Annotated in this window: 17 protein-coding genes; 13 read left to right on the top strand and 4 right to left on the bottom strand. The window is 70.8% G+C overall.

Annotation, left to right across the window (positions count from 1 at the left end; genetic code table 11):
- Positions 1–9 precede the first annotated feature (9 nt).
- Together ACY35P_RS05295 and leuS are read right to left on the bottom strand one after the other, a co-directional pair.
- The gene (locus ACY35P_RS05295; protein WP_462114785.1) at positions 10–582 is read right to left on the bottom strand and encodes an LPS-assembly lipoprotein LptE; all 573 of its coding nucleotides are present in this window, start codon (positions 580–582) and stop codon (positions 10–12) included.
- 83 nt (positions 583–665) lie between these two features.
- Positions 666–3437 (bottom strand): leucine--tRNA ligase, encoded by a 2772-nt coding sequence (gene leuS, locus ACY35P_RS05290; RefSeq protein ID WP_462114784.1) that lies wholly within the window; start codon positions 3435–3437, stop codon positions 666–668.
- On the opposite strand from leuS, the gene ACY35P_RS05285 reads away from it, so the two are divergent.
- Both ACY35P_RS05285 and ACY35P_RS05280 read left to right on the top strand, forming a co-directional pair.
- The gene (locus ACY35P_RS05285; RefSeq protein WP_462114783.1) at positions 3409–5277 is read left to right on the top strand and encodes a sensor domain-containing diguanylate cyclase; all 1869 of its coding nucleotides are present in this window, start codon (positions 3409–3411) and stop codon (positions 5275–5277) included. The genes leuS and ACY35P_RS05285 overlap by 29 nt on opposite strands.
- A gap of 94 nt (positions 5278–5371) precedes the next feature.
- Positions 5372–5623: a SemiSWEET transporter gene (locus ACY35P_RS05280; RefSeq protein WP_462114782.1), complete on the top strand. Its 252-nt coding sequence runs from the start codon at positions 5372–5374 to the stop codon at positions 5621–5623.
- Here ACY35P_RS05280 and ACY35P_RS05275 read toward each other — a convergent pair.
- A complete protein-coding gene (locus tag ACY35P_RS05275; protein WP_462114781.1) occupies positions 5571–6203 on the bottom strand; it encodes a DUF998 domain-containing protein in 633 nt (210 codons plus the stop codon). The two genes, ACY35P_RS05280 and ACY35P_RS05275, sit on opposite strands and share 53 nt — an antisense overlap.
- A 74-nt stretch (positions 6204–6277) precedes the next feature.
- Between ACY35P_RS05275 and trxA the strand changes: the two genes are divergently transcribed.
- The 10 genes from trxA (at position 6278) to ACY35P_RS05225 (ending at position 17955) form a co-directional block, all read left to right on the top strand.
- Positions 6278–7150 (top strand): thioredoxin, encoded by an 873-nt coding sequence (gene trxA, locus ACY35P_RS05270; protein WP_462114780.1) that lies wholly within the window; start codon positions 6278–6280, stop codon positions 7148–7150.
- Positions 7151–7160: 10 nt separating this feature from the next.
- Positions 7161–7610, top strand: coding sequence for a DUF4442 domain-containing protein (locus tag ACY35P_RS05265; protein ID WP_462114779.1), 450 nt, complete (start codon positions 7161–7163; stop codon positions 7608–7610).
- Positions 7611–7672: 62 nt separating this feature from the next.
- Positions 7673–9655, top strand: a complete 1983-nt coding sequence (locus ACY35P_RS05260) for a serine/threonine-protein kinase (protein WP_462114778.1) — start codon at positions 7673–7675, stop codon at positions 9653–9655.
- Between the two features lie 23 nt (positions 9656–9678).
- Entirely contained in the window at positions 9679–10329 is a 651-nt protein-coding gene (locus ACY35P_RS05255) for a DUF502 domain-containing protein (RefSeq protein WP_462114777.1), read from the top strand.
- Entirely contained in the window at positions 10326–11498 is a 1173-nt protein-coding gene (locus ACY35P_RS05250; protein ID WP_462114776.1) for a PQQ-dependent sugar dehydrogenase, read from the top strand. The genes ACY35P_RS05255 and ACY35P_RS05250 overlap by 4 nt, the downstream gene beginning before the upstream one ends.
- The gene (locus tag ACY35P_RS05245) at positions 11495–12283 is read left to right on the top strand and encodes a queuosine precursor transporter (RefSeq protein WP_462114775.1); all 789 of its coding nucleotides are present in this window, start codon (positions 11495–11497) and stop codon (positions 12281–12283) included. The genes ACY35P_RS05250 and ACY35P_RS05245 overlap by 4 nt, the downstream gene beginning before the upstream one ends.
- A gap of 78 nt (positions 12284–12361) precedes the next feature.
- Entirely contained in the window at positions 12362–14170 is a 1809-nt protein-coding gene (locus ACY35P_RS05240; protein WP_462114774.1) for a DUF885 domain-containing protein, read from the top strand.
- A 127-nt stretch (positions 14171–14297) separates the two neighbouring features.
- Complete coding sequence (locus ACY35P_RS05235) at positions 14298–15326, top strand: alpha/beta hydrolase (RefSeq protein WP_462114773.1); 1029 nt, start codon at positions 14298–14300, stop codon at positions 15324–15326.
- Positions 15327–15401: 75 nt separating this feature from the next.
- The gene (locus tag ACY35P_RS05230) at positions 15402–16820 is read left to right on the top strand and encodes a DUF1800 domain-containing protein (RefSeq protein WP_462114772.1); all 1419 of its coding nucleotides are present in this window, start codon (positions 15402–15404) and stop codon (positions 16818–16820) included.
- Position 16821: 1 nt separating this feature from the next.
- Complete coding sequence (locus tag ACY35P_RS05225; protein ID WP_462114771.1) at positions 16822–17955, top strand: DUF1501 domain-containing protein; 1134 nt, start codon at positions 16822–16824, stop codon at positions 17953–17955.
- A gap of 64 nt (positions 17956–18019) precedes the next feature.
- Here the strand turns inward: ACY35P_RS05225 and ACY35P_RS05220 are convergent, their stop codons facing one another.
- A complete protein-coding gene (locus ACY35P_RS05220) occupies positions 18020–19321 on the bottom strand; it encodes a DEAD/DEAH box helicase (RefSeq protein WP_462114770.1) in 1302 nt (433 codons plus the stop codon).
- A gap of 355 nt (positions 19322–19676) precedes the next feature.
- Between ACY35P_RS05220 and ACY35P_RS05215 the strand changes: the two genes are divergently transcribed.
- Positions 19677–21818 (top strand): M13 family metallopeptidase, encoded by a 2142-nt coding sequence (locus ACY35P_RS05215; RefSeq protein ID WP_462114769.1) that lies wholly within the window; start codon positions 19677–19679, stop codon positions 21816–21818.
- Positions 21819–21961 lie beyond the last annotated feature (143 nt).

The following is a 21961-nucleotide window of genomic DNA, read 5'->3' as shown; positions in this document are numbered from 1 at the left end:
CCGCGACGATCAGCCGCCGGCGTTGCCGGCCGCCTGGTCGGCAGGATTCGGCGTGATCGCCGGCTGCGGGATCGGCTTCATCGGCTGGACGTTGCCCGCCTTGAACACCGTGTCCACGCGGCGCAGCACCGAGAACGCCATCTCGCGGCTGAGCTCGCGCGAGAGCGCCTCGCGCTCGCCTTCCGCGCCGATGGCGCTGGTGGGGTTGGAGACGTAATCGCGCGACAGCTCGATCGTCTGCCGCGGAACCACGACGCTGCCGTCAGCGCCGCGCAGTTCGAAGATCACCGCGTAGCGCAGGCTGAACTCCTGCGAGCGACCCAAGGCGTCGACGCTGATCGGCGTGTCGCCCCACTGCTCGGCCACGATGTCGAGCACCGCGCCCTCGCCGCCTTCGCGGATGACGGTCACGCCGCCGCGCTCCAGCGCCTGCGCGATGGTCTCGGCCAGCGCGCTGTAGCGGTTCGCCGACACGACGTGCAGCGGGCTCAGCTGCGTCGGGACCGTGATCTGGTCGCGCAGGTGGAAGCCGCAGCCCGACAGGGCGAGGAGGAGGACGGCGGGAAGCAGGCGTCGGATCATGGGGGCAGTCTGGACGAGGGGACGGCGGGCGGCAATAGCGACGGTACGGGCGTCCACGTGGCGTGCACGCGGACGCCCGGGACTCATCCGGCCACGATGTTGACGATCTTCCCGGGCACCACGATGACCTTGCGAACCGCCTGGCCCTCGAGGAATTTGGCGACCGCCGGCTCCGCGAGCGCCTGGGCCTCCACCGCCTCGCGCGAGGCGTCGACCGCGGCCTCGATCGTGCCCCGCAGCTTCCCGTTGACCTGCACGGCGAGTGTCACCGCGTCGCGTGCGAGGGCCGAGGCGTCGGCCTTCGGGAACGGCACGTCCTCCAGCAGCGTCTCCGGGTGGCCGAGCGCCTGCCACAGCGCGTGGCAGACGTGCGGCGTGACCGGATTGAGCAGCAGCACCATCGTCTGCAGCGCCTCGTGGCGCACCGCGCGGCCCTGGTCGCTCATGTCGTCGAACTTCGACACCGCATTGAGCAGCTCCATCAACGCCGCGATCGCGGTGTTGAAGCTGTGGCGACGCCCGTAGTCGTCGCCGACCTTCTGGATGGTCTCGTGCAGCTGGCGGCGCAGCGTCTTCTGCGCGGCGGTGAGCTGCGCGACGTCGACCTCCGGATGATCTGGCTGCGCGACGTGCGCCGTCACCTCGCGCCAGAAGCGCCGCAGGAAGCGCGCCATGCCTTCGACGCCCGCCTCGTTCCACTCCAGCGACTGCTCCGGCGGCGCCGCGAACATCGAGAACAGGCGAACGGTATCGGCGCCGAACTTCGCGACCATCGTCTGCGGATCGACACCGTTGTTCTTCGACTTCGACATCTTCTCGGTGCCGCCGATCTGCACGCGGCCGCCGTCGACCACGCTGCGCGCGCCGGTGACCTTGCCGCGCTCGTCGCGTTCGATCTCGACGTCCGCCGGGTTGATCCAGTCCTTCGCGCCGTTGTCGAGCTCGCGGTAGAACGTGTCGGCGATGACCATGCCCTGCGTCAGCAGGTTGGTCGCCGGCTCGTCGCCGTCCACGAGGCCCGCGTCGCGCAGCAGCCGGTGGTAGAACCGGAAATAGAGCAGGTGCAGGATCGCGTGCTCGATGCCGCCGATGTACTGGTCGACCGGCAGCCAGTACTTCGCGCGATCGTCGACCTGGTCGGTGGCGCCGGCCGACGTGTAACGGGCGTAGTACCAGCTCGACTCCATGAAGGTGTCGAACGTGTCGGTCTCGCGCTCGGCCGCCGCGCCGCACGACGGGCACGTCGTCTTGCGCCACTCGGGATCGGACTTGATCGGCGAGGACACGCCGCTGAACTCGACGTCCTCGGGCAGCACGACGGGCAGCTGGTCCTCGGGCACCGGCACCGCACCGCAGGCGTCGCAGTAGATCACCGGGATCGGGCAGCCCCAGTAGCGCTGGCGGCTCACGCCCCAGTCGCGCAGGCGGAAGTTCACGCGACGACGGCCGCGACCTTCGGCCTCGAGCCGGGCGGCGAGGTGTTCGAAGGCTTCGGCGTATTCCATGCCGTCGAGCTCGTCCGAATTGACGACCCAGCCCTTCTCCGTCCACGCGCCCTCGTCGAGGATCCGGCGCTCGAAGGCGTCCACGACTTCGACCGCCGCCCGCGTCTCGTAGGGATCGGCCGCGGACGACTCGCCGAGCGCAATGCTCATCGGATCGTCGTGTCGCGTCAGGTGCTTGGCCGCTTCGAGCAGCGCATCGCGCACCTCGGCGGGCGCCACCACCATGCGGATCGGCAGGTCGTACTTCTTCGCGAAGGCCCAGTCGCGCTCGTCGTGGCCGGGTACGCCCATGACGGCGCCGGTGCCGTAATTCATCAGCACGAAGTTGGCGACGAAGACGGGCAGCGCCTCGCCGCTCACCGGATGGATCGCGCGCAGCCCGGTGTCGAGGCCGCGCTTTTCCTGCGTCTCGAGTTCCGCCTCGGACACCCCGCCCTGGCGCAGGTCGGCGATGAAGGCGGCGAGTTCGGGATTCGACGCGGCCGCGGCCATCGCGAGCGGGTGCTCGGCGGCGATGGACAGGAACGTCACGCCCATGAGCGTGTCGGGGCGCGTGGTGAAGACGGTGACCGGCTGGAGCGCGGCGCCGTCACGGGCGCGCACGTCGAAGCGGATCTCCAGGCCTTCCGAGCGCCCGATCCAGTTGCGCTGCATCGTCTTGACCGCGTCCGGCCAGCCCGGCAGCGTGTCCAGCCCGTCGAGCAGCTCCTGCGCGTAGTCGGTGATCTTCAGGAACCACTGCGGGATTTCCCGCTTCTCGACCAGCGCGCCGGTGCGCCAGCCGCGGCCGTCGATGACCTGCTCGTTCGCGAGCACGGTCTGGTCGACCGGATCCCAGTTCACGACCGAATTCCGGCGGTAGGCCAGGCCCTTCTTCATCAGCCGCACGAACATGCGCTGTTCGTGGACGTAGTACGAGGGCTGGCAGGTGGCGAACTCGCGCGACCAGTCGATCGCATAGCCCATCTGCTGCAGCTGGGCCTTCATGTGCGCGATGTTGGCGTAGGTCCACTTCGCCGGCGCCGTGTTGTTCTTGATCGCGGCGTTCTCGGCAGGCAGGCCAAAGGCGTCCCAGCCCATGGGCTGCAGCACGTTGTGGCCGGTCATGCGCTTGTAGCGGCTGATGACGTCGCCGATCGTGTAGTTGCGCACGTGGCCCATGTGGAGCGCCCCGGACGGGTACGGCAGCATGGACAGGCAGTAGTACTTGGGCTTGGGCGACGATTCGTCGACCTCGAACGCGCGCGAGCGCGTCCAGAAGGCCTGCGCGGCCGATTCGACCGGGGCCGGCGCGTAGGCGCGGGGGTCGGCGGGGGAAGGAGTGACGTCGGTCGCGGTGGGAGCGGACACGGGCAACCCGGACAGGAAAGGCGGTCCGAGAGCCTATCGCAGTGCACAAATCCGCGTCACGTCCGCACGCCGGCTGGCACACGGGTTGCATAAGGTGCCCATGCGCCCCACCTTACCCGCCATGCCGCTTTCGAACCCGTCCCGCCGCCGGCGCACTGCGCTTCTTGCTCTGCTCGTCGTCGCGATGGTGGCCATCGGCGGCCTGATGCTGCGCGGCATCCAGGCGTTCGACGCCAGCGCACTCTGGGTGGGACACACCCACCAGGTACTGGGCCAGATTGAAGCCGTGCGCTCGGCGCTGGAGGGCACCGAGTCCACGGCGCGGGCGTTCCGCCTGTCCAACGCAGAGGCGATCGAGGCCGACTACCAGGCCATGCGGCCGCTGGCGCTCCAGCGCGTCGACGAATTGACGGGCCTGGTGGCCGACAACCCGCCCCAGCTCGACCGCGCGCGCGCCTTGGCGCAGCTCGTCAAGGCCCGGCTCGCCAGCATCGACGCTACGCTCGACGCCCATCGCAAGGGGTTTCCCGACGTCGCCAACCGCATCATGCTTGACAGCGGCATGCCGCAGGCGCGGCGCATCACCGAAGCCGCCGATGCGATGAGCGCCGCCGAGCGCCGGCTGCTCGCCGAGCGGCAGACCGCCCGGTCGCGCGACGCCCGGGAACTCGGTGCCGCCGTGGCCGCGGGCATTGTGTTCTCGCTCTCGATGCTGGGCCTCCTGCTCTGGCTGGTGGCACGCGAGAACCGGCGCTCGCTGCAACTCGAACGCGAGGCGCGCGAGGCGCTGTCGACCCTCGAATCGCAGACCGCGCAGCGCGAGCAGCTCGCCGAGCAGCGTCGCGTGCTCGGCAGTTTCGCGGGGCTGCTGCACAGCTGCCATACGGTCGGCGAGTCGCTCGCGATCACCGGAAACGCCCTCGCCCAGCTGGTGCCGGACGGTGCGGGGATGTGCTACGCGATGCGCGCGTCGCAGAACCTGCTGGAGGCGCACGCGCTGTTCGGGACGCACGGCGTCGAATATCCGGAAGTGATGCGGCCCGACCAGTGCTGGGCACTGCGGCGCGGGCACACGCATCTCTACAACCCACGCCGGCCGACGGCGATGTGCGAGCACCTGGCCGACCTGTCGGCGGAGCATTCATGCGGGGCGTGCGTGCCGCTGACGTCGCAGGGCACGGTGCTGGGCCTGCTGCACGTCAGCAACCGCACCGGGGCGCCCCTGAGCGACCTGGAACGCGCCGCGGTCGAGTCGATCGCCGAGCACCTCGCGGTCGTGCTCTACAGCCTGGAGCTACGCGAGAGCCTGCGCGTCCAGTCGCTTCGCGACCCGCTCACCGGCCTGCACAACCGCCGCTACCTCGAGGAAAGCCTGCCGCGCGAAGTCGAGCGCTGCGAGCGGCGCGGGCGTCCGCTGTCGCTGCTGATGCTGGACGTCGACCACTTCAAGCGGTTCAACGACGAGCATGGCCACGGGGCGGGCGACGCGCTGCTGACGCGGATCGGCCAAGTGCTCGCCGAGGTGACGCGTGGCGAGGACATTGCTTGCCGCTACGGCGGCGAGGAGTTCACCATCGTCATGCCAGAGGCCGATCTTGCCCAGGCGATCATGCGGGCGGAGCAGATCCGTGAGGCGATCGCCGCGGCGGGCATCACGTACATGCGTCGCGAACTCGGGCCGGTGACGGTCTCGATCGGCGTGCACCAGCGACGCGCAGGCGTCGACGGCCCCGACGCGCTCATGACCACCGCGGACCGCGCGCTCTACGCCGCGAAGGCGTCCGGTCGTAATCGGGTGGTGGCCGCGGGCGCGGGCGTCGGCGCACTCCCCTCGCCGTGAGCAAGGTTCAATTCGCCTCCCTTCGCGGAGGCGCCATGGCTGTTCCTTCCCCGCCCCACCCCCCGACCGCTCCCCGCAACGCGGCGAGGCCGACATGACCGGCGAGTGGATCGGCTACGTCGCCGCCGCGCTGACCACGCTGTCGTTCCTGCCGCAGGCGGTGAAGACGATCCGCACGCGCGACACCCGCGGGATCTCGCTGGGGATGTACGTCGTGTTCACCGTCGGGGTCGGCTGCTGGTTCTTCTATGGGCTGGTTCTGTCGTCGTGGCCGATGATCGTCTCGAACCTGGTCACGCTGGGGCTTTCGGCGACGATCCTGGGGATGAAACTGCGCTACGGCTAGGCGGCGCCAGGCCGAACGTGGCCACGAACCACGCCGCGAACGCGAGGCGCTGCGAGAGCCCCACCGGCAGCAGGCCGGGCAGCAACAGCGCGAACAGCAGCACGTGCAGGGCTCCGATCGCGACGAGCGTCGCCATCCGCGTGTCGCGTGGGCCGCGCACGCCCAGCCTCAGCAGCGCCGCGCCGGCCGCGAAGGCGATCCACCACAGCGTCCACAGCGCACCGTGCAGGCGGCCGGACGCCCCGAGCAGGTCGCCCGAGTCGAGCGGCGACAGGCCCATGCCGACGAAGGCCAGGGCCGACAGCGTGCACGCGTTGAGCCCGACGCCGGCCATCAGCGGGGCGTCGTGCAGCCATCGCCGGCGCGCCTGCAGCGCCACCGCAACGAGCAGTCCCGGCAGCACGAAGGCGATCGCATTGAACGCCACGGCCCGCGGCATGCCGCTCGCGCCGAGCAGCGCGACGGGATGCAGCAGGTTCGAGAACACCGGAAATGCCGCGCCGAAGCCCGCGAGCGCAGCGGCGAAGAGCATCGCGGCGGCGACGACGGCGAGGCGCGGAAGGCTGACGGGACGTTGCATCGGCCCATGCTAGCGTGCGCGCCTTGCACCGACGGGGCCGCGTCCCCATCTCCCGACGACTTCCAGGAGCCGCCATGACCGCCGACGCGAATCCGCACGTCTTCGACGCCACCGCCGACCGCTTCCAGGACGAGGTGCTGCAACGCTCGCTCGAAACGCCGGTGCTGGTCGACTTCTGGGCCGAATGGTGCGGCCCGTGCAAGACGCTGGGCCCGATCCTCGAAAAGCTCGCCGCCGAGTACAACGGCGCGTTCCTGCTGGCCAAGGTCGACGTCGACAAGGAACAGCAGCTCGGCGCGGCCTTCCAGGTGCGGTCGATTCCGACGGTCTTCCTCGTCAAGGACGGCCAGCTCGCCGACGGCTTCCCGGGCGCGATGCCCGAAGGCGCGCTCCGCGAATTCCTCGCCTTGCACGGCATCGTGCCGCGCGAAGCGGCGCCCGGCGAGGCGCCGCAGGACGAGACGCCGGCGGCCGTCGACCCGCATGAGGAGGTGGTGCGCCTTCGCGCCGAGTCGGCCGGCAAGCCGGACGACGACGCGCTCAAGCTGGACCTCGCGCTGGCGTTGCTGAAGGTGGGCGCCGTGACGGAGGCCCAGGGCCTGCTCGATGCCCTGCCCGCCAACCTGGCCACAGACGACCGGACCGAGCGTGCGCGGTCGCACCTGCGCCTGCTTTCCGCGGCCCACGACGCGCCGCCCGCGGACGTGCTGGAGGCGGCGATCGCCGCGGACCCGGCCGACCTGCGCGCACGCCACCTGCTCGCCGTGCAGCGCCTGCTCGGCGGGCGCGAGGAAGACGGCCTGGAGCACCTGATCGAGATGCTGCGCCGCGATCGCCAGTACGAGGATGGGCTCGCGCGCCGCACGCTCATCGACGCGTTCCGGCTGGTGCAGGACGACGACCTTGTCGGCCGCTACCGCCGCCGGATGTCGTCGCTGCTGTTCTGACCGCTGCCGCATGAACGCATCGCTGTTCCGCCACGGGCTCAACCTGTGGCCGCCCTTCCTCGCGACCGGCATCCACGTCACCCACCTGTCCGACGACTGGCGCCATGCGCGCGTCGAGCTGCGGCTGCGCCCGTGGAACCGAAATGCCGTGGGCACGCATTTCGGCGGCAGCCTGTTCGCCATGACCGATCCGTTCTGGATGCTGCTGGTCATGCGCGGCGTTGGCCGCGACCACGTCGTCTGGGACCGTTCCGGCTCCATCGACTTCCTGAAGCCCGGGCGCGGGCTGGTGCACGCCGAGTTCCGGCTCGACGACGCCACGCTGGAGTCGATCCGCACGGAGACCGCGGACGGCGCCAAGCACCTGCGCTGGTTCGAGACGCCCGTGGTCGACACCGCCGGCGACACGGTCGCGCTGGTGCGCAAGCAGCTCTACGTGCGCCGAAAGCCGGGTCGCTGATCACGCTTCGCGGCGTCCATCGCTTCGCGTCCCCATGCCGGCCCTATATGCTCGGCCGGCCCATGGACGACACCCCGCACGACGCCACCCCCGCCGAACCGCTGCCGCAGGTCAACGGCTACCGCCTGTTGCGCCCGCTCGGCCGCGGCGGCATGTCGACCGTCTACCTCGCCGAGCAGATCGCGCTCGGCCGCGAGGTGGCGATCAAGGTGATGGCGCCACAGGCGCTCGCCGACGAGATCAGTCGTCGTCGGTTCGAGAACGAGGTGCGCACCATCGCACGCCTCGAGCATCCGCACATCGTCCGCATCCACGAACTGGGGCGCACGAAGGACGGGCTGCCCTACTACTCGATGCCGCACCTCTCGCGCGGCCACCTCGGGGACCGCGACTACGTGCGCGACGAGGCCGGGGCGGTGGAGATCGCCCTCGCGCTGCTGTCGGCGCTGGAATACGCGCATTCGCGCGGCGTCGTCCACCGCGACGTGAAGCCGGAGAACGTGCTGTTCGACGATGCCGGCCGGCCGCTGCTGGCGGACTTCGGCATCGCGCTGCGCCGCGGATTCGGTCCGCGCGTCACCACCGCGGGCCTCGCGGTCGGCAGCACGGCCTACATGGCGCCGGAGCAGGCGCGCGGCGAGGAAGTCGACGGCCGCGCGGACCTCTACGCGCTGGGCGTGGTGCTGTGGGAAATGCTCGCCGGGCGCCTGCCGTACGAGGCCGCCGACGCGCTGTCGATGGCGATCGCACATGCGCAGCAGCCGATTCCGCGGCTTCCCGCGCACCTGCGGCACTGGCAGCGTTTCATGCAGCGCGCGCTGTCGAAGTCGCCCGATTCGCGCTTCCAGGACACCGCGGCGATGCGCGAGGCGATGCTCGCCGTGCGTCCGCCCCGCTGGCTGCCGGCGTGGGAACGCATCCGTCCGGTCGTCACCGGTCGCGGCAGCCGCGTCGCGCTGGTGCTGCTGCTCGTCGCGGGACTCGGCTATGCCGGCTGGTCGGCCTGGCCGCGTGGCGGCGACGACGACTTCTTTCGTTCGACCGCGCCCGCCGCGGCCGCGCGCGATGCAGGCGAGGCGGCGGGCCCCGATCCCACCGAACGCATGCTCGAGCCGCTACCCGCGGCCGACATCGAAATCGCCGTCGAGCGCGCGCGCGCCCAGATCGCGCGCAATGCGCTGACGGCCCCCGACGGCGACAACGCGCTCGCCACGGTGCAGCGGCTGGGCCAGGAAAATCCCGACGACCCACGCGTCCAGGCCGTCGCCCGCGAACTGCTCGAGGCACTGCGCGCGCGCGTGGCCGTGGCGGTGCGCTCGGGTGACGATCCCAAGGCGCGCGAGCTCGCCGCCCGCAGCGATCGGCTCGCCAACGCCATCGCGCCGTCCACCCCCGCGGCGGCGCCCACGCCCGACGTGCAGAAGGCCCTGCGTACCCGCCTGGACGAGGCCGTCGCGCGCGGCGACCGTCGCCGCGCGACCGACACCCTCGCCCTCGCCCGCGATCTCCGCGTCGCCGCACCGGAACTCGCGCGCTGGTCCCGTCGCATGGCGACGACGCCCACGCCGGCTGCCTCCGCCGCCGCCGAGATGGCGGACGTCGGTCGCGGTCGTGTGTCGACGCATCCGGTCACGCGTGGCGAGTTCCAGCGGTTCGTCGAGGCCACCAAGCGCACGCCCTCGCTGTGCCGCGAGCGTGCCTCGCTGCTGCGCGTGCTCGCCCCGCGCTCCTGGCAGTCGCCCGGCTTCCCGCAGGGCCCGGCCGATCCGGTGGTCTGCGTTTCCCTGCAGGACGCCGAGGCCTATGCGCTGTGGCTCGGCGCGCAGACCGGCGGCCGCTTCCGGCTGCCGACGTCAGCCGAATCGGCGCGCACCACCGCGGACTTCGGCGGGCGTGCGATCAGCCTCTGGCTGCGCGACTGCGGCACCGGCTGCCTGGAACGGATGGTCACGGCAGGCTCGTGGCGTGGCCGGAAGACGCAGGAGGCGCTGACCGCGAACCGCGGCTACGACGACGTCGGCTTCCGCCTGCTCCGCGAGCGCTGACCGCCGCCGCTTACAATCGCGGCATGGGCAAAACCAACCTGCAGCGGCTCTTCCTCACCGGCCTCCTCACCCTGCTGCCGATCTGGCTGACGTGGGTGGTCGTGAAGTTCGTCTTCGTCCTGCTCTCCGACATCAGCCGTCCGCTGATCGGGCCGGGCCTGCAGCGGCTCGCCGCGAGCGATCGCGCACTCGCCTGGGTGGCCGATGCCTGGGTCCAGAACGGACTTGCGCTGCTCGCGACGCTCGCGGTGATCCTGCTGTCAGGCGTGATGGCGCGACGCGTGTTCGGCCAGCGCCTGCTGCGCTGGATGGAGGCGCTGATCAAGCGCATCCCGTTCGCGAACATCATCTACGGCAGCGCGCGCCAGTTGCTCGACATCCTGCAGACCAAGCCCGACGGCACGCAGCGCGTGGTGCTGGTCGACTTCCCGCACACGGAGATGAAGTCGATCGGATTCGTCACCCGCGTGCTGCGCGAACAGGGCACGGGCCGCGAGCTCGCGGCCGTGTACGTGCCGACCACGCCGAACCCGACGTCGGGCTACCTCGAGATCGTGCCGATCGAGAAGATCACGCCGACCGACTGGACCGTGGACCAGGCGATGGCCTTCATCATCTCCGGCGGCGCGGTGTCGCCGGAAACGATTCCGTTCTCCCCCGCCAGCCGGCCGTGAGACCGCTGCTCGCGATCGTCCTCGCGCTGGCCGCGTCGGCCGTCGTGGCGAAGCCGCCGGCGCTCGAAGCCCGGCGGATCGCGCTCGACGACGGCACGTCCTTCGTCCTCCGCGTGCCGTCCGGCTACCGTATCGAGCCGGTTGCCCAAGGGCTGCGCCGCGCGCGCTTCTTCGCGCGCGATCCGCGCGGTCGCCTGCTGCTCACCGACATGCACGACCTCACCGACAACCGTCGCGGGCGTGTCCTGTCTCTGGGGGCTCCGGAGGGCAACGGTCGCTTCGCGCAGCCGCGCGCGCTGCTCGAAAACCTGCGCAATCCGAACAGCATCGCCTTCCATGTCGATGGCGCGGGTCGCACGTGGCTGTACGTCGCGCTGACGCCCGCGCTGGTGCGCTATCCGTACGACGCGGACGCCGGCACCGTCCAGAACGCGCCCGAAACGCTCGCGACGTTCCCCGACGAGGGCCTGTCGTACAAGTACGGCGGCTGGCACCTGACCCGCACGGTCATCGTCGAGCGCGACGGCACCGCGCTGGTCTCCGTCGGCAGCAGCTGCAACGCCTGCATCGAACGTGAGCCGGTACGCGCGAGCATCGTCGCCATCGCGCCCGACGGCTCGCAGCGCACGATCGCCCGCGGCCTGCGCAACGCGGTCGGCCTGGTGCGCGACGGCGACACGCTCGTCGCGACCAACCAGGGCGCCGACCACCTCGGCCGAAACCGTCCGGACGAGACGCTGTACCGCGTCGTCGATGGCATGGACGCCGGCTGGCCGCACTGCTACAGCGACCGCGGCCGCGTGCGCGCCGACGCGAAGTTTCCCCGCCGCGCCGGCTGCGGCCGCGTGGCGCGCCCACTCGCCTGGTTGCCCGCGCACGCCTCGGCGCTCGGCGTGCTGCCGATGCCTGCCCGCGCGGACGCCACCGACGTACTCGCCGGCCACTACGTCGTCGCGCTGCACGGCTCGACGAACGCAGCGCTGGGCCGCGGTTACGCGCTGGTCCGCGTCAGTCGCGACGGACGGCGCGTCGAGCCGATCGTCACCGGCTTCCTCGACGGCCGCACCGTGCGCGGGCGCCCGGCCGGGCTGATCGACGACGGCGCCGACGGCCTCTACTTCAGCGACGACCGCCGCGGCGTCGTCTATCACCTGTGGAAATCGCCATGACCGACCTGCGCGCCACGACGCCCCACGTGCTGCAGGACCGCGCGGTGCGACTGTTCATCGCGCTCGCGGCGTTGTTCTGCGTCAACACCGTGCTCGCCGAGTTCATCGGCGTGAAGATCTTCGCGCTCGAGGACACGCTCGGCCTGCAGCCGTTCGAATGGCGCCTGTTCGGGCAGACCGGCTCGCTCAGCTTCACCGCCGGCACGCTGCTGTGGCCGATCGTGTTCCTGATGACCGACGTCATCAACGAGTTCTACGGCCGGCGCGGCGTGCGCCTGATCTCCATGCTCGCGGCGATGCTCATCGTCTACGGCTTCGCGTTCGCGTTCGCCGCGATCTCGCTCGCGCCCGCGGGCTGGTGGGTGGAGGCCGCGCGGTCGCAGGGCGTGGACAACTACCAGACGGCGTTCGCCGCCGTCTTCGGCCAGGGCCTGTGGACGATCGGCGGCTCGCTCGTCGCCTTCCTGCTCGGCCAGATGATCGACGTCGCGGTGTTCCACCGCATCCGACGCGCCACCGGCCATCGGGCGATCTGGCTGCGGTCGACGGGCTCGACGGCGGTTTCCCAGCTCATCGACAGCTTCGTCGTGCTGTACATCGCGTTCGTCCTCGGGCCGCAGCACTGGCCGATGGGCCTGTTCCTGGCCGTGAGCACGGTGAACTACGCCTACAAGATGCTGGCGGCGGTCGCGATGATCCCGCTGATCTACGCGATGAAGGCGCTGATGGTGCGCTACCTGGGCCGCGACCGCGCCGACGCGCTCCGGGAGGCGGCCGCCGCCTGACGGCGACCATGACTTCCGACCGGCGAACCGCCGGTGTCGTGGCCTCATGCTCGGCGGGTCCCCTTGCTGGATCCCGTCATGACCCTGCGTCCGCTCGCCCTCGCTGCTGCACTCACCTTCAGCCTCGCCGCCCTGCCCGCCGCCGCCGGGCCGGCCAAGGCGCCCGCCGTCGCCTCCGCCCAGCAGGGCAAGGCGCAGCGCCTCAACGCCATGTACGAACAGTCGTGGGAGGAGCTGCTGAAGCTCAACCCGCTGCAGGCCACCTTCCAGGGTGACCCGCGCTACAACGACCAGCTTCCGGACTTCGGCACCGCCGCGTACCGGAAGAAGATGCACGACTACACGGTGAAGTGGCTGACCGCGGTCGAGAAGGTCGGTCCCGCCGGCCTGAGCGGCCAGGACCTGCTGAGCTACGAGATCTTCGTCGACGGCGCCAAGCGCTCGCTCGAAGGCGAGCGCTTCCCCGACTGGATGATGCCGATCAACCAGATGGGCAGCATCGCGAGCTACGGCGCGATGTTCGGCTCGGGCTCGGGCCCGCAGCCGTTCAAGACGGTCAAGGACTACGACAACTGGCTCAAGCGCGCCAACCAGCTGCCGAAGATCTTCGACACCTCCATCGCCAACATGCGCGAAGGCATGAAGGCCGGCGTGGTGCAGCCGCGCGTGCTGATGGTCAAGGTGGTGCCGCAGCTCGACGCGCTGATCAACGACGACCCGACCAAGACGCTGTTCTGGGGCCCGGTCGCGAACATGCCGAAGGACTTCAGCGCCGCCGACCGCGCGCGCCTGACGACCGCCTACCGCACGATGATCACGTCGCAGGTGATGCCGGCCTACAAGCGCCTGCGCGCCTTCATCAATGACGAGTACCTGCCGAAGACGCGCGAGACCGTCGGGCTCGATGCGCTGCCCGACGGCAAGGCCTGGTACGCCTTCGCCGCGAAGAACAGCACCACGACCAACCGCACGCCCGAGGAGATCCACCAGCTCGGCCTGAGCGAAGTCGCGCGCATCCACGGCGAGATCCGCGGCGTGATGCAGCAGCTCGGCTTCAAGGGCTCGATGCAGGACTTCTTCCAGTTCATGCGCACCGACCCGCAGTTCAACTTCAAGACCGAGGACGAACTGTTGGCGTTCTACCGCGCGCTCGAAGCCAAGGTGAACGAGGGCATCCCGCGCCAGTTCTCGCTGGTGCCGAAGTCCCCGTTCGAGATCCGTCCGGTCGAGGCGTTCCGCGCGAAGTCGGCCGCGGGCGGCGAGTACCAGAGCGCGAGCGAGGACGGCAAGCGTCCGGGCATCTTCTACGTCAACACCTACGACCTGCCCTCGCGCAAGCGCTGGGACGCCGAGGACCTGTACCTGCACGAGGCGATCCCGGGCCATCACTTCCAGATCTCGCTGCAGCAGGAGCTGAAGTCGATGCCGAAGTTCCGCCGCTTCGGCGGCGAGACGGCATTCGCCGAAGGCTGGGGCCTCTACGCCGAGTCGCTCGGCAAGGATCTCGGCGTCTACACCGATCCGTACCAGTACTTCGGCTACCTGCAGAACGAGCTGTGGCGCGCGATCCGCCTCGTCACCGATACCGGCCTGCACAGCAAGGGCTGGAGCCGCGACCAGGTGATCAAGTACATGCTCGACAACTCCGCGGAGAGCGAGACGCAGGCCACCGCCGAGGCCGAGCGCTACATCGCGTGGCCGAGCCAGGCGCTGGCGTACAAGTCCGGCGAGCTCAAGATCAAGGAACTGCGTCGCCGCGCCGAGCAGGCCCTGGGCCCGAAGTTCGACATCCGTGCCTTCCACGCCGAAGTGCTGCGTGACGGTGCGGTGCCGCTCGACGTGCTCGACGCCAAGATCGATCGCTGGATCGCCGCGCAGAAGACCTGACCCCGGTCGGGATGCGCACGGAAAGGGCCGCCTCGCGCGGCCCTTTTCCGTTTCGATGCTGCGGCGGCGGCATGCGTCAACGGTCGGCGCTCCCGCGCGTTCGCGGGACATCGACCCGGAGCACGCCATGGACCGTCGCCCGCCCTCTCCCGCCCGCGCACTCGTCGTCGGCCTCCTGCTCGTCAGCGCGGTGGCCTGGGCCGCGCGGCCCGCTCGTCGGCCGGCAATCGCGTCGCACGTCGCGGCTTCCGCCGTCGGCGCGGCCGCGATCGCACAGCGCCGCGACAGGTCGATCCCACGGCTGCGTGCCGAAGCCGATGCGTTGCCCGTCGCGACCACCGCACCGCCGCTGCCCGACTGCCCCGCCGAAGTCGCGCCGGCGCTGCCGGACGGCGTCGAACGCCTGCTGGGCATCGAATACGGCCGCGACCCGCGCCAGCGCTTCGACGTCTACTACCCCGCCGTGCCTTCGCCCACGCCGAGGCCGGTTCTGGTGATAGTCCATGGCGGCGGCTGGCGCGACGGCGACAAGCTCGTGGACAACGTCTGGCGCAACAAGGTCGCCTGGTGGGTGCCGCGCGGGTGGATCGTGCTGTCGGTGAATTACCGGATGCTGCCCGACACGCCACCGCTCGAACAGGCCGGCGACGTGGCCGCTGCGGTCGCACGCGCGCAACAGCTCGCACCCGCGCTCGGCGGCGACCCGCGACGCTTCGTGCTGATGGGCCACTCGGCGGGTGCACACCTCGTCGCGCTGCTCGATGCCGACACGACGCTCGCCGCCACGCGCGGCGTGCAGCCGTGGCGCGCCACCGTGGCTCTCGACAGCGCCGCCTACGACGTGCCGCGCCTGATGCGCGCGCCGCATCTGCCGCTGTACGACGACGCCTTCGGCACCGACTCGGCGCTGTGGCCGGTCGCGTCCCCGCTGGACCGGCTGCAGCCGGGCGGTGCGCCGCTGCTGGGCGTCTGTTCGTCGCAGCGCCTGGATTCCTGCCCACAGGCGCGGGACTTCGCGACGGCGGCGCGGACCGCGGGAACGCCGATGACGGTGTCGCCGCAGGACCTCAGCCACGAGCAGATCAACGAGACGCTGGGCCTGCCCGGGCCCTACACCGAGCTCGTCGACCGTTTCATCGTCGACGCCGTGCGCTGAACGCCCGGAGCGCATCGCGGCACGCGTCAACCACAGGGCGGTCCGTGCGTTTCCACTGCAACGCGGAGACCTTCCATGACCGACCTTTCCCGCCTCGCCACCGCGCACCAGCGCTTCGGACTCGGCGCCCGCCCGGGCGACCTCGACCGGGGCGGCGACGCCGGCTCGCTGCTCGAGCGGCAGTTGCAGGGCGATGCCGGGACTGCGGCTTTCGCGAGCCTGCCGCCGTCGCGCGTCTACCTGCACGAGGAAGCCGTGGCCCTCGCGGCTGCGCGTCTCGACAAGCGCGCTGCGGCCGAGCCCGAGCCCGGGATGGCGAATGCCATGCAGCGCGAGAAGACCGGCACGGCTCCGCGCGGGCGCCGTGCGCTGCGCGAGCGCGTTCGCGCGGAGCTGCAGTCGCGTTACGCACATGCAGCCGCCACCCCGGACGGCTTCGCCGAGCGCCTCGTGCGCTTCTGGTCCAACCACTTCGCCGTGTCGATCGACAAGCGGCCCGCGCTGCTCTACGCCGCCCCGATGGAGCGCGAGGCCATCCGGCCGAACGTCTTCGGCAGGTTCCGGGACCTGCTGCTCGCGGTCGAACGGCATCCCGCGATGCTTCGATACTTGGACAACGTGCGATCGGTCGGCGACGACTCGAAGCTCGCGCGCCGTGCCGCGGGTCGACGCGCGCTCGGCCTCAACGAGAACCTCGCCCGCGAGATCCTCGAGCTGCACACGCTCGGCGTGGATGGCGGCTATGCGCAGGGCGACGTCACCGAACTCGCGCGTGCGATCACCGGCTGGGGCACGCCGCTCCCGCGCGAAGTGCTCGACGCGCCGCCCGAGGACGCCTTCCGCTTCCGCCCCGCCGCGCATGCGCCGGGCGTGCGCACGGTACTCGGGCGTCGCTATGCGGACGACGGCCTCGCGCAAGGCCAAGCGGTGCTGCGCGACCTCGCCGTGCATCCGGCCACGGCCCGGCACGTCTCCGCGAAACTCGCGCGCCATTTCGTTGCCGACGAACCGCCTGCCGCACTCGTCCAACGCATGGCGCAGGCGTGGACGCGAAGCGGCGGCGACCTCGCCAGCGTGTACCGCGCCCTCATCGAAGCGCCCGAGGCCTGGGCGCCGACCGCGCGCAAGTTCAAGTCGCCCGACGATTATCTGGTCTCGGCACTGCGCGCACTCGATGCGGACGTCGCGATCGGCCGTTTGCAGCCGGTGCTGGCGCAGCTCGGCGAACCCGCGTTCACGCCGCGCTCGCCGGCCGGTTTCCCCGACGTCGCGTCGGCATGGAGCGGCGGCGACGCACTGTTCAAGCGCATCCAGGCCGCGCAGCGGCTGGCGGCGCTCGCGGCCGACGCCTCGCCCGATCCGCTGGCCGTCGCGCGCACCGCGCTCGGGCCGCGGCTCGACGAGGCCACGACGACCGTGCTGCGTCGCGCCGAGTCCGCGCGCTCCGGGCTCGCCCTGCTCTTCGCGAGCCCGGCCTTCCAATGGAGGACCTGACATGGACCCGACCCGTCGTGCCCTGCTGAAATTCGCCGGCACCGGCGCTGCACTCGCGCTGTGGCCGCGGGCGCCCGCGTTCGCAGGCGCGGGGGCCGACACCCGGCTCGTCGTCGTGTTGCTGCGCGGCGGACTCGATGCGCTGCATGCCCTGCCCCCCGTGGGCGATCCGGATTACGCGCGGCTGCGCGGCGACCTCGCCGTCGCCGATGCGCTGCCCATCGGCGGCGGCTTCGGCCTGCATCCGTCGCTCGCCTTCGCCGCGCAACTGCAGGCCGCGCACCAGCTTCTGCCGGTCGTCGCGATCGCGCCGCCCTATCGCGGCCGGTCGCATTTCGAGGCGCAGGACAACGTCGAGAACGGCGGCGGCGCCGCCTCGCATCTCCAGAGCGGCTGGCTGAGTCGCGCGGCCGGTGCGATGGCGGGGCCACGTGCGCTCGCCGTCGCGGCCGTCCCGCCCCTGTCGGCCCGCGGTCCGGGGCGCGTCGAGACGTGGTCGCCGCCGTTCGTCGAGGCGGTCGACCCGCAACTGATGCAGCGGCTGAAGACGCTGTACGCGGGCGACGCCGTGCTGGCCGCGTCGTTCGCCGATGCGATGCAGCGCAGCGCGGACGACGGGGCTGCCGGTGTGCTGCGGCTGCCCCAGGCGATGGCCGCGGCGGCGCGTTTCATGGCGGCTGCGGACGGTCCGCGGCTCGCGTTCGTCGAGGACACCGGCTGGGACAGCCACGGCGGCCAGGCGCTGCAGCTGCGACGCAAGCTTTCCGAACTCGACGCGGGGCTGCGCGGTTTCCACGAGGCCGGTGCGTCGATCTGGCCGCGCACCGTCGTCGCGGTGGTCACCGAATTCGGGCGAACCGCGGCCGCGAACGGCACCGGCGGCACCGACCACGGCACGGGTGGCCTCGCAGTGCTCGCCGGCGGCGCGGTGCGTGGCGGGCGCATCGCCGGCGACTGGCCCGGCCTGTCGCGCCCCGCCCTCTTCGAAGGCCGCGACCTGCGCGCGACGAGCGACCTGCGCGCCCTGTTCAAGGGCCTGCTGGTCGATCACCTCGGTCTCTCGCGCTCGGCGGTCGACACGCAGGTGTTCCCCGACAGCGCGGATGCGGTCGCCATGCGCGGGCTCGTCGCCTGACGCAACGAAAAACGGCGTGCGGAAATCCGCACGCCGTTCGTCTCCACTGCGATGTCGCGAGGCCTCAGCGGGCCGAGCGGCTCCGCGGCGCGCGCGCACCGGCGCCACGCGGGGCACCGGCATGCGCATGACGCGCGGCCGGCTTGCCGTGCGGACGCGCCGACGGACGCGCGGTGCGCTTGCCGACCGGCGGCTTCGCATCCATGCGCAGGGCCTGCGACGGCTCGAAGCCCTCGACGACCACCTGCCGCACGTTCTTACCGAGCAGCTTCTGCACCTGCGAGAGCAGGCCGCCCTCGTCGATCGCCACGAGCGAGATTGCTTCGCCGGTCGCACCGTTACGACCGGTGCGGCCGATGCGGTGGACGTAGTCCTCCGGCACGGTCGGCAGGTCGTAGTTGATGACGAGCGGCAGGTCCGGGATGTCGAGGCCGCGGGCCGCGACGTCCGTGGCCACGAGAACGCGGCAACGACCCGTCTTGAACTCGCTCAGGGCCTTCTGGCGCTGGCCCTGACTCTTGTTGCCGTGGATCGCGGACGCCTTGATGCCGGCCTCCTCGAGCTGCTCGGCGAGGCGGTTGCAGCCGTGCTTGGTCTTGCCGAACACGAGGATGCGCTCCTGGAAGCGCGTCGCCAGCAGGTGCACCAGCAGGTCGCGCTTGCGCGAATTGTCGACCGGATGCGCGATGTGCTCGATCGTCGACGCGACGGTGTTGCGCGCCGCGACTTCGACCTCGGCCGGATTGCGCAGGAACTCCATCGCGAGGCCGCGGATGCGCGATTCGAACGTCGCCGAGAACAGCAGCGTCTGGCGCTTGACCGGCACCTTCGCGACGATGCGCTTGATCGCCGGCATGAAGCCCATGTCGAGCATGCGGTCGGCTTCGTCGAGCACGAGGATCTCGATCGCATCGAGCTTGACGGTGCCGCGCTCGAGGTGGTCGATCAGGCGGCCCGGTGTGGCGACGAGGATGTCGACGCCGCGACGCAGCAGGTCGACCTGCGGGCCCATGCCGACGCCGCCGAAGATCATCCCGGTGTGCATGCGCAGGTGGCGACCGTAGTTGCGCAGGCTCTCGTTCACCTGCACCGCGAGCTCGCGGGTCGGCACGAGCACGAGCGCGCGCGGCTTGCGCGGGCCGGTCGGCGGCGTCAGGCCCGACAGGCGGGCGAGCAGCGGCAGGCCGAACGCGGCGGTCTTGCCGGTACCGGTCTGGGCGCCGCCCAGCACGTCGCGGCCCGCCAGCACGAGCGGAATCGCCTGCAGCTGGATGGGGGTCGGGGTGGTGTAGTTCTTTTCGGCGAGCGCGCGCAGCAGGGCGGGCGGCAGGCCGAGGGCCTCGAAGGCCGAGGTCTCGTGGGTCATGGAAGAGCTCCGAATAGCGATATGCCGCGACCCTGGGGGCCGCGGGGCGACTCGAAGCTTTCCTGACCGCGCTGCGAGTGGGACGTAGTGACGCACCGGAGGGATCCGGGACGTTGTCGGCGCCGGGAATTGCGTGCGGATGACGTCGCATGGGGCCGCGGGAAGCGGCGGCCCGGAGGGGCCTGCGAGAAACCTGGAAAACGAGCCCGAGGGCGGATGCCAGGCGCGGGGACCCGTGCATGGTACGTGAAACCACCCGCCGCTGCCGAAGGGGCGGCCCGGCCGTTCAGCCACGGCGCCGGCATGACCTCCGGCACGCTTGGGCCCGGCAGGCACCGGCTAACGTCCGGCAGGCATGCCATCCCGCGTGTCGCCCGCCGCTGCGCGTCGGGCCGCCCGTCCCGTTCCGGCTCCGGAGTCCCCCGTGACCTTCAAGAAAACGCACCTTCCGCTCGCCGTCGCCGCCGTCCTGGCCGGCGCCGCGGCCTATGCCGCGCCCGCCGCGAAGACGTCGGGCGACCTCGCCATCGACACCGCCAAGCTGCCGCCGGTGAACCGCTTCGCCAAGGCGGACCTCGATCCCTCGAAGGACGCGTGCACCGACTTCGGCGGCTACGTCAACGGCAAGTGGCTCGCCGCGCATCCGATTCCCTCCGACCGCACCTCCTGGGGCGCGTTCGAGATGCTCGACGAGCGCAGCAATGCCGTGCAGCGCCAGATCGCCGAGGCGGTCGCCGCCAAGAAGAGCACCGACGGCGTCGAGAAGATCGTCGGCGACTTCTGGTCGACCGGCATGGACACCAAGAAGATCAACGCGCAGGGCGTCGCGCCGCTGAAGGCGCACCTCGCCCGCATCGATCGCCTGTCCGACAAGGCGCAGATCGCCGACTACCTGCGCGAGAGCGCGGCGAAGGGCGAGAACGTGCTGTTCGGCTTCGGCGCGAACCCGGACTACAAGAACTCGTCGATGAACATCGGCGTCGCGTTCCAGGGCGGCCTCGGCCTGCCGGACACCACGTTCTACACGGACGCCACCAAGGCGAAGGTGCTCGGCGCCTATCAGGCGCACGTCGCCAAGGTGCTGCAGCTGTCCGGCATCGGCGCCGCCGACGCCGCGAAGCAGGCGAAGGATGTCGTCGCGTTCGAGACGCGCCTGGCGAAGGCCTCGAAGTCGCGCTCGGAACTGTCGCGCGACGCCGAGCTCTTCTACAACCCGATCAGCCCGGCCGAAGCCGACAAGCTGTCGCCGAACTTCCCGTGGACGACGTTCTTCAAGTCGCAGGGCCTGGACGTGCCGGCGATGTTCTCGCTCGCGATCCCGTCGTTCCACCAGGAAGTCAGCAAGATGCTCGGCGACGTGCCGGCGTCCGCGTGGCGCAGCTACCTGCGCTTCCACACCGTCGACGAGGCCTCGCCGTTCCTGTCCGATGCCTTCGTCAACGAGAACTTCGCGTTCTACAGCCAGACGCTGCGCGGGCAGAAGCAGATCAAGGAGCGCGGCAAGCGCGTGCTCGGCGCGCTCAACGGCGCGGCCGGCGAGGCGATGGGCCAGATCTACGTCAAGACCGCGTTCTCGCCTGATTCGAAGGCGCGCATGGAGACGCTCGTGCAGAACCTGCGCGAGGCGCTGAAGGCGCGCATCGAGAACCTCGACTGGATGAGCCCGGAAACCAAGCAGAAGGCGCTCGCGAAGTGGGCCGCGTTCACGCCGAAGATCGGCTACCCGGACAAGTGGCGCGACTGGTCGGGCCTCAGGACGTCGCGTGCCAGCTACATCGGCAACGTGCTCGCCGCGAACGAGTTCAACTACAGGTGGGACATCTCGAAGATCGGCAAGCCGGTCGACCGCACCGAATGGGGCATGAGCCCGCAGACGGTCAATGCCTACTACAACCCGTCGATGAACGAGGTCGTGTTCCCGGCGGCGATCCTGCAGCCGCCGTTCTTTGACCCGAATGCGCCGGATGAGATGAACTACGGCGGCATCGGTGCCGTGATCGGCCACGAGATGATCCACGGCTACGACGACCAGGGCAGCCGTTTCGGCCCGACCGGTAACTTCGAGAACTGGTGGACCGACGCCGACTCAAAGGGCTTCACGTCGCGCACCGACAAGCTCGTCAACCAGTTCAACGGCTACGAGGCCGCACCGGGCCTCAACGTCGACGGCAAGCACACGCTCGGCGAGAACATCGCGGATCTCGGCGGCCTCAACACCGCCTACGACGCGATGAAGCGCGCGACCGCCGGCAAGCCGGACACCGCCAATGACGGCCTGACGCGCGACCAGCGCTTCTTCGTCAACTTCGCCACGGTGTGGCGTCGCAACTTCACGCCGGACGAGTTGAAGCTGCGCATCACCACCGACGAGCACGCGCCGGCGACGTTCCGCGCGATCGGCGCGCCGTCGAACATGCCGGCGTTCGCGCAGGCGTTCCAGTGCAAGGCCGGCCAGAAGATGGTGCGCGGCGGCGACCAGCAGGTCGTGATCTGGTAACGCAGCGCTCGATGCGATGAAACCGAAAGGCCCGGGGAAACCCGGGCCTTTTTCGTTGCCCGACGCATGTGCGACGTGAGGAAGGCGTTCAGTCCTCCCCGCGGCGCGTTGCTAGACTCCCGCCGGTTCCCCCATGGACGCCA

It is taken from the genome of Lysobacter xanthus, from assembly GCF_047159895.1.
The sequence above is the reverse complement of the archived record's forward strand: the minus strand, read 5'-3'. Positions and strand labels throughout refer to the sequence as shown.